General features: G+C 57.7%; 11 protein-coding genes. 3 read left to right on the plus strand and 8 right to left on the minus strand.

Annotated elements, in window-relative coordinates; translation table 11 throughout:
* Positions 1 to 46: 46 nt before the first annotated feature.
* Complete coding sequence (locus DY251_RS19970; protein WP_116625663.1) at positions 47 to 1,348, plus strand: polysaccharide biosynthesis/export family protein; 1,302 nt, start codon at positions 47 to 49, stop codon at positions 1,346 to 1,348.
* Positions 1,349 to 1,473: 125 nt separating this feature from the next.
* Positions 1,474 to 2,931 carry an O-antigen translocase gene (locus DY251_RS19975; RefSeq protein WP_245416058.1) on the plus strand — a complete coding sequence of 486 codons (1,458 nt, stop codon included), beginning with the start codon at positions 1,474 to 1,476 and terminating at the stop codon, positions 2,929 to 2,931.
* A 64-nt stretch (positions 2,932 to 2,995) separates the two neighbouring features.
* Here DY251_RS19975 and DY251_RS19980 read toward each other — a convergent pair whose 3' ends face one another.
* From DY251_RS19980 to DY251_RS20005, 6 genes are all read right to left on the minus strand, one after another.
* Complete coding sequence (locus tag DY251_RS19980) at positions 2,996 to 4,060, minus strand: glycosyltransferase family 2 protein (RefSeq protein ID WP_158553293.1); 1,065 nt, start codon at positions 4,058 to 4,060, stop codon at positions 2,996 to 2,998.
* A gap of 79 nt (positions 4,061 to 4,139) precedes the next feature.
* Positions 4,140 to 5,327: a DegT/DnrJ/EryC1/StrS family aminotransferase gene (locus DY251_RS19985; RefSeq protein ID WP_116625666.1), complete on the minus strand. Its 1,188-nt coding sequence runs from the start codon at positions 5,325 to 5,327 to the stop codon at positions 4,140 to 4,142.
* Positions 5,324 to 6,298, minus strand: coding sequence for an NAD-dependent epimerase/dehydratase family protein (locus DY251_RS19990; RefSeq protein ID WP_116625667.1), 975 nt, complete (start codon positions 6,296 to 6,298; stop codon positions 5,324 to 5,326). The genes DY251_RS19985 and DY251_RS19990 overlap by 4 nt, the downstream gene beginning before the upstream one ends.
* A gap of 68 nt (positions 6,299 to 6,366) precedes the next feature.
* Entirely contained in the window at positions 6,367 to 7,479 is a 1,113-nt protein-coding gene (locus DY251_RS19995) for a DegT/DnrJ/EryC1/StrS family aminotransferase (protein WP_116625668.1), read from the minus strand.
* Positions 7,476 to 8,510, minus strand: coding sequence for a Gfo/Idh/MocA family protein (locus DY251_RS20000; RefSeq protein WP_116625669.1), 1,035 nt, complete (start codon positions 8,508 to 8,510; stop codon positions 7,476 to 7,478). The genes DY251_RS19995 and DY251_RS20000 overlap by 4 nt, the downstream gene beginning before the upstream one ends.
* Positions 8,507 to 9,013, minus strand: a complete 507-nt coding sequence (locus DY251_RS20005) for an acyltransferase (RefSeq protein WP_116625670.1) — start codon at positions 9,011 to 9,013, stop codon at positions 8,507 to 8,509. Before DY251_RS20005 ends, DY251_RS20000 begins: the two co-directional genes overlap by 4 nt.
* 404 nt (positions 9,014 to 9,417) lie before the next feature.
* On the opposite strand from DY251_RS20005, the gene DY251_RS20010 reads away from it, so the two are divergent.
* Positions 9,418 to 10,380 carry a glycosyltransferase family 2 protein gene (locus DY251_RS20010; RefSeq protein WP_281004487.1) on the plus strand — a complete coding sequence of 321 codons (963 nt, stop codon included), beginning with the start codon at positions 9,418 to 9,420 and terminating at the stop codon, positions 10,378 to 10,380.
* 42 nt (positions 10,381 to 10,422) lie between these two features.
* Here the strand turns inward: DY251_RS20010 and DY251_RS20015 are convergent, their stop codons facing one another.
* Together DY251_RS20015 and asnB are read right to left on the minus strand one after the other, a co-directional pair.
* The gene (locus DY251_RS20015; RefSeq protein ID WP_116625671.1) at positions 10,423 to 11,322 is read right to left on the minus strand and encodes a glycosyltransferase family 2 protein; all 900 of its coding nucleotides are present in this window, start codon (positions 11,320 to 11,322) and stop codon (positions 10,423 to 10,425) included.
* An 11-nt stretch (positions 11,323 to 11,333) separates the two neighbouring features.
* Entirely contained in the window at positions 11,334 to 13,202 is a 1,869-nt protein-coding gene (gene asnB, locus DY251_RS20020) for an asparagine synthase (glutamine-hydrolyzing) (RefSeq protein WP_116625672.1), read from the minus strand.
* Positions 13,203 to 14,039 lie beyond the last annotated feature (837 nt).

The raw sequence follows: 14,039 nt of genomic DNA on the forward strand, positions 1-14,039 counted from the left end.
CCCGCAGATTGAGGCACGGGCAGCGGCAGGGCGGCCGCGTTTGCGTATGCAAAGGCAGGGAACCGAGATGGTCATCAAGGGCAGCAATTCAATTCGCGTCGGACGGTCGGCTATTGCCGTGACGGCAGCTATCGCATTGGCGTGCATAATGGGCGCGTCCGCCGCGACGGCAGCCGAGCTGACACCGCAGACCAAGCTGCGCATGAAGGTGGTGCAGTGGATTCCGGTCAAGAGCGCCTACGAAGAATGGGGCGCACTCGGTGGCGAATTCACAGTGTCGAGCACTGGCGAAATCGCGCTGCCGGTGGTCGGTCAGTTTGCAGTGTCGGGCATGGATACCGAAGCATTCGCAAAAGAGGTGGCCACCCGATTGCAGAAGCAGACCGGCCTCGTGAACAAGCCGGAGGTTTCAATCGAGATCGTCGAGTATCCGCCGGTTTATGTTGCAGGTGATGTCACCAGTCCGGGTGAATACAAATATCGCGAAGGCATGACGGTGATGCAAGCGCTGGCAGTTGCCGGCGGTGAACGGCGCGGCATCAATGACTCCACGGAAACACTGCGTCTGGTGAGCGACCTGAGAGGTAGCAGCGACGAGATAGTACGCGCGACAGCCAGAATTGCTCGCCTTCAGGCTGAACAGGACGGCGCGGACGACGTTACCTTTCCGAGCATACCAGAGGCCGATACTCTGGGAGCCGCAGACGAAATTTTCCAGCGTGAGCGCATCCTGTTCAAGGCGCGCATAGAAGAGCTTGAGCGCCAGACCAAATCGCTGACCGAACTTCGTGACCTGTTCAATCAGGAAATCGCGGTTCTTGAGCAGAAGCGCGAGGCTTCCGAACAGGGTGAGGCAAGCGCGCAAAAAGAGCTGGCCGGCGTTTCTTCACTGGTAGACAAGGGCTTTGCAGTTGCGGCCCGCAAATCGGAAATGGAGCGTGTGGTCAACGGTTACAAGACCGACGCACTGGACCAGACGACCGCCATCATGCGCGCGCGCCAAGGCGTGGCCGAAGCGACCCGCAATCTCGATAGCCTTCAGGACCGCCGACGTTCAGACGCGGCACGAGAAATGCAGGACGCAAAAGCAGCGCTGACGCAGACCAAGCTGAAGCGCGATACCGCTCAGCGATTGCTTTCGGACCTGATGGTTCAAGCGACGCCAGACGGCAGCAACCGCGCATCGCTGAAACTGTCTATCGTTCGGACGGTGGACAACAAGGCAACGCAGATCGACGCGGATGAGACGACGATGCTCCAGCCGGGCGATGTGGTGAGCGCAAAGATCAGCAGCACCGGCGACGCCAAGAATGGCAAGCCGGAAACCACCGGATCTGCCAGCCAATGAGCCTCGCAGAAGTCCAACCTATAGAGACTTCTGGAGCCACCGTGAAAAAGCCGACAGATCAACCGGCCAGTGCGGCGGGGGCAACCGAAGCCGCTCCTGCACAAGGCGAGCGTTCATACCTCCAGATTTTCAAATCGAGCGCGACTATCGCTGGTTCGTCGCTCGTACAGCTTATTTTTTCAATCGCCCGCAACAAATCCGCCGCTCTCTGGCTGGGGCCTGATGGCGTCGGGTTGATGGGGCTCTACAATTCCATCATCGATCTGGCGCAAGGGTTGGCTGGAAGCGGTCTGGTCGGCAGCGGTGTTCGCCAGATTGCCGAAGCCAACGGCACTGGCGATGCGACGCTGATCGCGCGGACGGCGACAGCACTTCGCTGGCTCGCCCTGGCACTGGGCATATGCGGCGCGCTTCTGTTGATATTGTTCGCTACGCCGGTTGCTTCGCTGACGTTCGGTGACTCCACGCATTCGGTCGGTGTCGCGATGGTGGCCGCGGCTGTTTTCCTGCGCTTGTTCGCATCAGGGCAGACGGCGCTTCTGCAGGGGCTGCGGAAAATCGGCGACCTCGCGCGAGTAAACATATTTGCTGCGATGTTTGGCGCGTGTTCGTTCATTGCGCTGATCTGGGCCTTTGGCAAGGACGGCATAGTTCCAGCGTTGATACTCGATGGCGGGATTCTGGCTGCACTGGCGTGGTATCACGCGCGGCGCATCGACGTTGCGAAGTCTGATTTTACCGCCCGTGAAATATCAACCGAAGCGCGCCAGATGCTTCGGCTCGGCCTAGTCTTTATGGCGAATGGTCTTTTCACGCTTGGTGCGACCTATGCCGTGCGCATCATAGTTACGCACGAAGCTGGAATTGGCGCCGCAGGGCTTTATCAGGCCGCATGGGCCTTGGCGTCGCTTTATGCCGGATTCATCCTGCAAGCGATGGGCGTTGATTTTTATCCACGCCTGACGGCGGCGGCGAAGGATAATGACGAGTGCAACCGGCTCGTGAATGAGCAGACGCATGTCTCTATTCTTCTGGCAGGTCCAGGGCTGCTGGCGACGCTCACGCTCGCTCCGCTCGTGGTTCATCTTTTCTATTCGGCCGAGTTTTCGGGTGCGGTGGATATTCTGCGCTGGTTCTGCCTTGGCATGATGCTGCGCATCGTGGCCTGGCCAATGGGCTTCATTGTGCTCGCGAAGAACGAGCAGCGCATATTCTTCTGGACCGAGCTTATCGCCGCGCTCGTTCAGGTCGGGCTCTCATTCCTGCTCGTCCAGCGATATGGTCCAGCCGGTGCAGGCGCGGCGTTCTTTGGCCTCTACCTTTGGCATAGCGCGCTGATCGGCTATCTGGCCAATCGCATCAGCGGCTTTCGCTGGTCGGCGGAAAACATTCGGGTCGGCGGGAGCTACATTCTCATGGCGATCGTCGTTTGCGTCGCCTTCGCAGAGCTGGATAGCTTGCAAGCAATGGGCTTGGGCCTTGTGCTCACTGCCTTGTGCAGCCTGCATTCCCTCCACGCGCTGCTGACGCTGGTGCCGCATGAACGCCTGCCGCGCGCAATCGCACGGTTCGTTCGCAAATAACAAATTCGGAAAGTAGTCGTACGTTGAGCGCGCAAAGGCGTTCAACGTTCATTGCGTTTAAAGATCAGCCGGATGTGCGGGGAAAATAAGTTCCCCTTCTGCTCGCCCAGCGATGTTCCACCCTGTTAAGGAACTTCTTGTGCAGAATTTCCTGCGCTTTGACAGCCATGCAGGAACTCGCATCACGAATACGAGCTATGGTGTGCGCACCCTTGTCAATCGGTGCGTAACGCTCGCTGGCCTTGCCTTCGGGATAAAGCGTGTCCGCAAAAGCTAGGTACTCTTCGGCCGACAGATCATTCTCGTCGGGGAAATAGGTCAGCTTGCGCGCGTGCTGAACGGTTGTGAATGCCAGCGCCTTTCTGGCCATCGCGTATAGAGCGTCCCGCTCCGGCAGCGTCGCGCCTTCCTTTTCAAAGGTCGAACGGAAAGCCAGCTCCCTGCCCTTCAGGTCGTTCATCATTCCGGCATGGATCGTGCGCTGCATGCTGGCCGGATGAATGCGATAATAAGCCTGATCGGCGCCGCGCACATAACCGATGTCGGAGATCGCCGCGATGCGCAGCCACATCTCCATATCGCCGGAATGCGGCAAAGCTGGATCGTAGCCGCCAATACGGCGCTGGATGCTGGCGCGGACGATGCCTTCCGGGCTGACCAGAAAATTCCGCCCGGAGCGGCACATGATCTGCATCCACTTACGGCCGCTCCAGATGGTGGAGCCCGTCATATTTGTCCTTGCCGGGCTTGGCTCTCCCCAAAACGAAATGGCATTGCCATAGACCATGCCGACATTGGGATTCGCTTCCATGATGGAGGTCGCGCGCTGCAAAGCGCCCGGCGTCAACAAGTCGTCGGCAGACAGCAGCAGGAAGTAATCGCCGCGAATATCGGCAATGCCTTCATTGTAGGTCGCGATGTGACGCATGTTTTTTTCGTGGCGAATGACACGAATACGGCTGTCGCGCGCCATCAGCTCGCGGCACACTTCCGGCGTGTTATCGCTGGAACAATCGTCGATGATCAGAATATCAAGATCGACGCCTGGTTGGCTCGTAACGCTCTCAACGCAGGCTGTCAGATACCTTGCATAGTTGTAGCAAGGTATGAGGATTTGCACCTTCGCCATTCGGCACCGCCCCATTCAAATGGCTTGATTTCTGTCGGCTGCATCTAAGCGAGATGAGCCGACAGATCAAATCTATTCCTCAGGCCGACAGTGCAGCCGGTTTCGCGTTAGCCAGCGCGTATTCGAGCGCCTCGGCCACGGTATTCACCTCGGCCTCGGTCATCTGGCCATAGAGCGGCAGGATGATGCAGTTTTCCTGCGCCGCTTCGCTGCGCGAAAGATGCGATGCCGCACGATACGTGCCTGCCGGATAGGAAGGCTCGCGATGCGCGCACATAACGCCGCGACGCGTCGATACGCCATTGTCCAGCATGGATTGCATGACTGCGCGCTGGTCTGCGCCGGCAGGCAGCTTCACGCAATAGCTCTGCCAGTTCGTGCGCGCCCAGGCCGGCTCGCTGGGAATGCCAAGGCCCGGAATGTTGCGCAGACGCTGCGCATAGGCCCGCGCGATGCGGCGGCGATGTTCGAGGATTTCCGGCAAGCGCTTGAGTTGTTCGCGGCCAATCGCGGCCTGAACGTCCGTCATGCGGTAGTTGAAGCCAACTTCCGGGTAGTTCTCGAAAATGACCTGAGCCGAACCATGGCGCACCGTGTCCGGCACATTCATGGAATGCTGACGCCACAGGCGAACCTTCGCGTCCAGCTCCTTGCTTCCGGTGGTGATCATGCCGCCGTCGCCGGTCGTAAGGATCTTGCGCGGATGGAACGAGAAGCAGGCGATGTCGCCATGCGGCTTGCCTATCTTATGCCATTCGACGCCCCACTGGATTTCAGAACCGATGGCGCAAGCTGCGTCTTCGACGACCGGAATTTTGTGAACCTTGCCGATCTCGACGATCTTGCGCAGGTCGCATGGCATGCCAAGCTGATGCACGCAAAGGATCGCCTTGGTCTTTGGCGTGATCGCACGCTCGATAAGCTGCACGTCAATGTTGAAGCCACCCTGCTCGATGTCCACGAACACCGGAGTCGCGCCGCAATAGCGGATGACGCTGGCAGTCGCGATGAACGAATGGCTCACCGTGATGACTTCATCCCCCTGCCCCACGCCAACGGCGAGAAGCGCGAGATGCAGCGCGGTCGTGCAGTTGGAGACGGCGCACGCGTATGGCGCGCCGACAACTTCAGCAAATTCCTTCTCGAAGGCCGCAACCTGCGGCCCCTGCGTGAGCCAGCCGGAAAGGATCACCTTGCTGGCGGCTTCCGTTTCACGCTCGTCAAGCGTCGGCTTGGCGATTGGGATCATCTTGCGTTGCTGTGTCATTCTGCGGCCACCATCGTTGCAGCGCGCTCACGACGCCACCATTCGACCAGATCGCGCAGACCTTCTTCCATCGTGATCTGGGCTTCGAAGCCGATCATGTCGCGAGCCTTGGAGACATCGGCCAGACGACGGGTCACGCCGTTGACCTTGCGCTCCGGACCGTGGTGCGGTGGGATGTTCGAGCCCATGACCTTCGACAGCATTTGCGCCAGTTCGAGAAGGCTGGTTTCCTGGCCGCTCGCGATGTTGAATACCTCGTCGGTTACATCAGCCTTGGCCGCCAGAATGTTGGCGCGGGCGATATCGCGGGCGTCAACGAAATCCATCGTCTGCTTGCCGTCACCGAAGATCAGCGGCGGTTCACCGTTGACGATGCGCTCCATCCAGCGGATCAGAACTTCGGTGTAAACACCGTGCACGTCCATGCGCGGGCCATAAACATTGAAGTAGCGCAGCGCGACATACTTCAAACCATACATTTCCGCGAAGGAGCGGAGCAGACCTTCGTTGAAGGCCTTTGCCGCGCCGTAGATGGTGCGGTTATTATAAGGGTGATGGCTTTCAGTGGTCGGGAAGCTCTCGGCCAAACCGAGCACCGATGCCGACGATGCGGCGACCACTTTCTCAACGCCATTCTTTACGGCTGCTTCCAGCACGTCGAACGTGCCGCCGGCCAGCACCTCAAAAGCAAGGCGCGGATCTTCGGCACACTGGGTGATGCGGATGGCCGCCTGATGGAAAACGATGTCGGTGCGCTTGAAAAGCTTGTCCAGCAATTCGCGGTCGCGAATGTCGCCTTCAACGATCGTCACCGGGGCGAGTTCGATCGCCTGACGGAGATTGTTGCGATTTCCGCGCGTGAAATTGTCGACGATGATGATTTCGCGCGGTTGCTCCAGTGCGACGAGATCAGCGATGTGCGAGCCAATCAGCCCTGCACCGCCGGTGATCAGAATACGCTTGTCCTTCATTTGCCCTGCCCCAAATTTTCTGCTCGTTAAGATGTGAAGGCGCGCGGCTTATGCCGCGCGCTGAATGCTCAAGCTGCGATACGCTGGCCGCCATTATTGACGGCATCGGCGACTGTCTTGACCTGCTCGTCGGTCATTTCCGGGAAGATTGGCAGCGACAGAACTTCCGACGCGACCTTCTCCGAAACCGGGAAATCACCAACCTTGTGGCCTAGATCCTCATGTGCCTTCTGGAGGTGCACAGGGATCGGGTAATGCAGGCCACTCTGGATATTCGCCTTGGTCAATTCTTCGCGGATGCGATCGCGTTCCGGGCTGCGCACCGCGTAGACGTGGTACACGTGCCTGCGGTCTGCCACCTGCGTCGGCGGCGTTACACGGGTCGAACCAGCCAGCCCGGCATCATACAGCTTTGCGCGCGAACGGCGGGATTCGGTCCAGTTTTCCAGATGGCGCAGCTTGACGCGAAGGATCGCGCCCTGAATGCCGTCCATGCGGTAGTTGAAGCCTTTCATCACGTGATGATAGCGCTCACTCTGGCCCCAATCGCGCAACATGCGCATGGTTTCCATCTGCTTGTCGTCGTTGGTGACAACGATGCCACCTTCGCCGCATGCGCCGAGGTTCTTGCCCGGATAGAAGCTGAAGCCAGCCGAAATGCCGATGCTGCCGGCGCGCTTGCCCTTGTATTCTGCACCATGTGCCTGGCAGGCATCCTCGATAACCGGGATGTTGTGGCGCTTGGCGATTTCCATGATCGGGTCCATATCGGCCATCTGGCCGTAGAGATGAACCGGCATGATTGCCTTGGTGCGCGAGGTGATCGCCGCTTCCAGCTTGGTTGGGTCCATGCACATCGTGACGGGATCAATATCCACGAACACGGGCTTGGCGCCAGTGTAGCAGATGGCCGAAACGGTCGCCACGAAGGTGAACGGCACGGTGATGACTTCATCGCCGGGTCCGATGCCTGCAGCCAGCAGAGCCAGATGCAGCGCGCTGGTGCCGGTGTTTACGGCGATTGCGTGCTTGACGTTGCAGAACGCTGCGAATTCGCGCTCAAACGCCGCGACTTCATCGCCGAGGATGTATTGCGTCGAGCCGAGGACACCGAGCACTGCGGCGTCGATTTCCGGCTTGATTGACTGATACTGCGCCTTGAGGTCGAGAAACGGGATCATGCTACACGCCTAACTTCATCGAGTTCGATTACCCGCCCACGCTGAGCGAGAGATTGGGTTGCGGCTTCCAGAATGCGCACGACGCGCAGACCTGCATGGCCGTCAGCGGTCGGCGTCTTCTTGTTCATGACGCAATCCGCAAATTCACTGAGTTCGCCCGACAGAGCTTCGGTCATATCAAGGTGTGGCGCCCACATATCGCCGCTGCGATAACCGACGAGCTGCTGGTAGACGTTCTCGCGCTGAGCCTCACCTTCCTTCACGGTGATGCCCTTGTCGTAGACCTTGATCTTCTCGGAAGGTTCGAGATCGTCATAAACGATCATTTTGTTGGAGCCGCCGATGAGCGTGCGGCGAACCTTGACCGGCGCGAGCCAGTTCACATGGATGTGCGCGATCAGGTTTCCGGGGAAGAACAGGTTGAGATAAGCGATGTTCGCGGGCTGGCCCGGAACGTGCGACATGCCGGCTGCCGACACGGCAACGGGGCGCTCGTTCAGAACATAATCCATGATCGAAAGATCGTGGACCGCGAGATCCCAGATCACGCTTACGTCGTGCTGGAACAGGCCGAGGTTCACGCGAACCGAGTCGTAGTAGTAGATGTCGCCCAGACCGTTATGCACCAGCTCGTGCATCTTCTTCACCGCGCCCGTGTGGACGAAGGTGTGGTCGACTGCCAGCACCAGATTGCGGCGCGCAGCTTCTTCGACAAGCTTCTGTGCTTCCTCGACGGAGGAGGCAATCGGCTTTTCGATGAACACATGCTTGCCAGCCATCATGGCGCGCATTGCAAGCCGAAAGTGGCTGGAAACAGGCGTGGCGATTGCCACTGCATCAACTGCCGGATTTGCAAGCACCTGCTCGAAATCGTCAGAAATTTGAACGCTAGGGTAACGCGCGCTTACAGCCGTCAGCCTTTCCTTGCGAAGGTCGCACACGGCGACGAGTTTCGCATTTCGGCAGTCAGCGATGTTGCGGACCAGGTTCGGCCCCCAATAGCCGTAGCCTACAACAGCAATTCCGATCATTTAACTTTCTCCGCACCTTTGTTTTTCGCTACTCCCGAAGGCTGCTTACCCACGATGCGCGCCGGCACGCCGGCGACGACCGCATGGTCAGGGACATCCTTCGTGACGACAGCGCCCGCGCCCACCAACGCGCCCTCGCCGATTGTCACCCCTGCTAGAATTGTTGCATTGCTGCCGATGGAAGCGCGGGACTTCACCCGCGTTGGAACCACCGTCCAGTCATCACCGCCCTGAAGGCTTCCATCGTCATTCACGGCGCGTGGAAACAGGTCGTTCGTGAACATCACGCCGTGCCCGATGAATACGCCGTCATCGATGGTCACGCCTTCGCAAATGAAGCTGTGGCTGGAGACTTTGCAGTTCTGTCCGATAAAGGCGTCACGCTGGATTTCGACGAACGGCCCGATACGCGTGCCGCTGCCGATCGTGCAGCCGTAGAGATTGACCTGATCACGTTGAAAGATCACAACTTCAGGCCCGAGAACCACGTTAGAAGAAATCATTCGATCCCAAATGCCCCTAGCGCCATGAGCCGGCACCCAACCCCGATACTGAAATCTTTAGGCTCGGCGCCGGTCCCATTGCCTGAGCTTCACAGTGGGAGGACCGAGCAGAACCTCACGTGCTCTAAGGACGGTTTTTCGGGCTCGGAGTAAACCGCCGAAAACGCGGTAAGATCGCCGCCGAAAGGGGTAGTTCTAGTACTGCATCTATACCCTGGTATAGGCAGCTCAACCGCTCTCGACTAAGGGTTTTGACGCATTTTGACACGGAAACGCAGACGCCCTGACTTCGCCTGCGCCTTTTGTTGATCTACATCGCGGCACCGAGGGGAAGTAAGCTCGACGATATAATTCAGGCATGCGCGACGTGCCGCAATTCCAAGGGTATCGGAACATTGTCTCCTTTGCGAAAACTGCGCCTTCCAAAAGAGGGTGCACCGAAGATCTCAATTATCGTCGTGAGCTACAATACGCGCGAGATGACGCTTGATTGCATTCGCTCGGTCTTTGCAGAGACGAAAACAGCATTCGAGATCATTGTTGTCGACAATGCGTCTTCCGATGGCTCTGCGGAGGCGATTGCTTCACAGTTCCCATCCATCAGGTTGATGTCAGAGCGGCACAATCACGGTTTTGCGAAGGCGAACAATATCGCTGCCCGCGAGGCGACCGGGGAGTATGTGCTGCTTCTCAATCCAGACACGCTTGTCCTGGACGGCGCAATCGACAAGTTGGTCGATTTCGCGGAACGGAAACCGGAAGCTGGAATCTGGGGCGGCAAAACGCTCTATGGCGACGGCGAACTGAATCCGGCTAGCTGCTGGGGACGAATGACCCTTTGGAGCATAACGAGCCAGTTGCTCGGGTTCACAAGCATTTTCCGACAATCGGGATTGTTCAATCCAGAGGGTTATGGCGGATGGCCCCGCAACACGGAGCGCGAGGTCGATATCGTCAGCGGATGTTTCCTGCTGATCAAGAGGCAGTTCTGGAATGAACTTGGAGGCTTCGATCTGAGCTATGTGATGTATGGCGAAGAGGCGGACCTCTGCCTGAGGGCACACGAACTGGGCGCGCGTCCGTGCGTCACGCCGGTTTCGCAGATCGTACACTATGCAGGCGCTTCCGAAACCGTGCGGACCGACAAGATGGTGCGCCTTCTGAAGGCAAAGGTGCTTCTGGCTCAGCGGCATCTGCCCGAATGGCAAAAGCCGCTGGCGCTGGCACTGTTGCGGCTCTATCCGCTCAGCAGGAAGATCGGCACCAGCGCGCTGGGCCGCGGATCATCTTCCGCCACATGGGGAGACATCTGGCGCCGTCGTTCGGAATGGTGGAACGGCTGGCCGGAACTGGAACACAATACCTGAATTGATCAGACTTTTTTAGAGGGAGCCTGAAAAACAGGCGTCCTATTTCCGGTTCCAGGCGCCCGATACGGAATGCGAGTTTCCCTCGAAGAACAACGAAAGCATACGCTGTCCGCGGTATAGCCGTATCCGCGCGAGGCAGAGCATTGCGAGCAGCCGTTCATAGGCACCCGACACGCGATTTGAAGTAAGTACGGTGCGCAATTCGAGTGCTGGCGAGCCCGCGACCGCTATTGCGCGCAAGAGCCATTTCAGGCCACCCAGCGGCCTGGATCTCATCCATTCATAGTCATGCGCAATGTGGCGGTCCCACTTGCGCGTAAGCTCCTCAAACGTCTTGCGCGCGGGGTGATAAACGATCATGTCGGGAATATATCGAATCTTGAACCCAAGCTTGCCAGCGCGTAAGCCCCAATCGCGATCTTCCGCGATGGCGATACCGGCGAACGGTCCGACTTCCTTTACTACCGACGCCCGAGCTGCGAGATTTCCTGTGCCTGAGAACCCGTCGGCAATATGCTCATTATTGCGATAGGAGTAGATGCTCTCATACGGCTCCAGAAACGATGGCGATGATGGATCCACATAGCCAACCCTGACGTCTCCGCCGATAATGGTGCACTCTGGGTCGGCGAACTCTTTCTCTATTGCGCTAAGCCACCCCGGGTGAGCCTTGCAGTCCGCATCGATGAAAGCCAGCAACTCGCCTCTCGCAAGCGCTACACCACGATTACGCGCCGGACCGGGGCCCGGCGTCGGCTCACTGGTCAGCCTTACATTGTCCCATTTGGCACAGATGCTTTCCGGCAACTGACGCGAGCCGTTATCGACAACGATGATCTCGATCTCTGACGTTACGCCCTCTTGCGCATGCAACGCCGCAAGGCCGGTTTCGAGAAATTCAGGCTGGTTGAGATGAGGAACTACTACACTGATAAGCACAACCGGTCCCCTTAAAAGAACTCTCGCAAAAAAGTCTCCAATGCAAAGAGTGCCCACAAAGTCTTGTCGTGGTTCTTACGGCCAGAAGCATGTTCTTCAAGAAAACGCCCAACGATCTTGCGATCCAGAAACTGCCCGCTGACAGAGTCAGACGCGAGTAGCAGGTCGCGCGCGGGTTCGCGCAGATTATTGCGGAACCAATACGTCACCGGCATCTTGAAGCCATTCTTCGGCCTGCTCAGAACCTCAGCCGGGATTCGCGATGCAAGCGCGGTGCGCACGATGCGCTTGGTGACCCGCCCTCCGATACGCCAGTGATCGGGCAAGGTAGCCGCGAACTCTGCCAGCTTTACGTCCATGAACGGCGTACGTCCCTCTATCGAGGCCGCCATTGTCATGACATCCATGCGTTCCAGCAGATTGTCCGGCAACCACGACGTTTGGTCGAAATGCAACACCCGACGCAGTGACGACGTGCCGTTGGCGGCCTGGAATGGACGGCGCTCGGCGGGGCGTGAAACGTTCGGCCCAATCCACAATTCCTCCCGCTCCGCTGCCGTGATGGCACCGAACCAGCGCACCATACGCTCATCGAAACTTTTCGCCGACATGGCTCTTGCCGCAAGATTCAGCCTACGGCCGCTCGCCGGGAAAACCGATGTCGCAGCCAGCATCGCACGTCCCGCGACGTTTAAAAGGCCGGGTTGCGGCAAACCGCCGAGATACCGCTCCACAAGATGCTTCGGGTAGCCAGCAAACATCTCGTCCGATCCTTCCCCCGACAGGACGACCCGAACACTCTTCGAGGCTTCCATGGACATAAGATAGATGGGGAGATCGGCCGTTTCCGAGATTGGCGCACCGCGATGCTTGCTCAGCATCGGCAACAACTCGGTCAGCTTATTGGCTTCGATTTCGAGTGAAGTATGCCGGGTGCCGAGAATCTTGGCGGTTTCCGCCGCCGCAGGCAATTCCGATTCCGGATCGTTCCTGAAGCCGACAGAAAATGTGTGAACGTCCTGCGCACCAAGATGCGCAAGGCTTGCAACAATCGCGGTTGAATCCAGGCCACTCGACAGAAACGCTCCAACCGGCACATCGGCGCGCAACCGAATGCGTACCGCCTCGTCGAAGATCTGGCGAAAAGCACCGACCGGATCGTCGATTTCGGCGATGTTTGCCGCGGTTTCTTCAGGGGCTGTCCAATAGCGGTGTGTCTCTATCTCGCCATTCTTCCAAACCATGTAACTGCCGGGTGGCAGCTTCGTAATTCCCTTGAAGAAAGTAAACGGTCCGGGTGCATAGCGCTGGCAGAGATATTGGAAGAGAGTATCGACATCCAGTTCGGGTTTCACCGAAGGATGTACGAGCAGCGCCGAGATTTCAGAGCCGAACACGAGGCAGCGCGACGAGCCCACCTTGCCGTCATGAACGAAAAGCGGCTTTTTGCCGAACTGATCGCGGGCGAGAACAACAGAGCGCTCAACGCTGTCGTAGAGCGCGAATGCGAACATGCCTCGGAATCGTACCAGCGCGTCTGCGCCCCATGCCCGCCATGCTTCAAGGATTACCTCTGTGTCGGAACGCGTTTCAAAGTGCGCACCGCGCGAAACGAGCTCGTCCCGAATTTCGATATAGTTGTAAATCTCGCCGTTGTAGACGATCGTGTATCGTCCATCATGACTCGCCATCGGTTGCGCGCCGCCGGCAAGGTCGATAATCGACAGACGGCGATGGCCAAGCGCTGCAATGTTGCCGCTCGATAGAGGCAGTATAATGTGCCCCTCACCGTTCGGCCCACGGTGGCGGACAACATCCGTCATCTTTTCCAGAAGTCCGACTTCGGACGGTGGCCCCATCCATCCGGCAATGCCGCACATGCTTTATGCCCCTTAGGTTGGCTGTCCTTCGCAGCGATGCGAATGGGATCACGCGGAAAGCCAGCAGATGTGCTTGAACGAACAAATCTGCGGCAGCGTTGAATGGCAATCGATCGCCCTGCCCGTCAAATCCGCCGCTGCCAAAAATTCAAACTGCCTGCCCGCCTTATTTCCATCAACACGATAAGCCGAGAAGCCCCGGTTTCGCGATTCACACAAAGAGAGACAGACCACCGCCAAAGGGTCTAGATACGATGATCTACCCAATACCACTTATGTAGATCACATAGATTACATACCGTAATATTCACTATGTTCATGCTTATCAGGCTTAACAATATCTGAAATTCCAGAATGTTTTGATTCATTCGATAATGATTTGTGTCCAAAATTGGTCGTACTTGTGGCGATATTCTGTAAATCGCCTCAATTGTGGATTGTTGATTGCGATAAGCTTCCACTTATTAAAATCTTACTGGTTTTTTTTGTGATTTATTATTGATCGGTGTGGAGTGATGGCGTAGGTAGGCTACGTCTTTGGCAGTCGATGCTACCGAATCGGATGGAGGGGTGGTCCACCCACTCAACCATCGACCGACAACATTTCTCTGATCGCACATTCGTGCGGTCATTAGACTCAACGGGGTTATTTGGGAGCGCGGGTTCTTACTCGCGCTGGAAATGTGGGCCGGGGGAGCATAGAAAGAAAGGACGCCTTTAATGGCTATTAATCCTGCCAACTACGGCATGCCGGACGCAACTACAGCTGGGGTTCAAGCTGGCGTTTCGTTGAAAACGTATAACGGCCCGATGACGATCACGCAGGATGGCGCTGTC

This window comes from Mesorhizobium denitrificans, assembly GCF_003403035.1.
GTDB lineage: Bacteria > Pseudomonadota > Alphaproteobacteria > Rhizobiales > Rhizobiaceae > Mesorhizobium_G > Mesorhizobium_G denitrificans.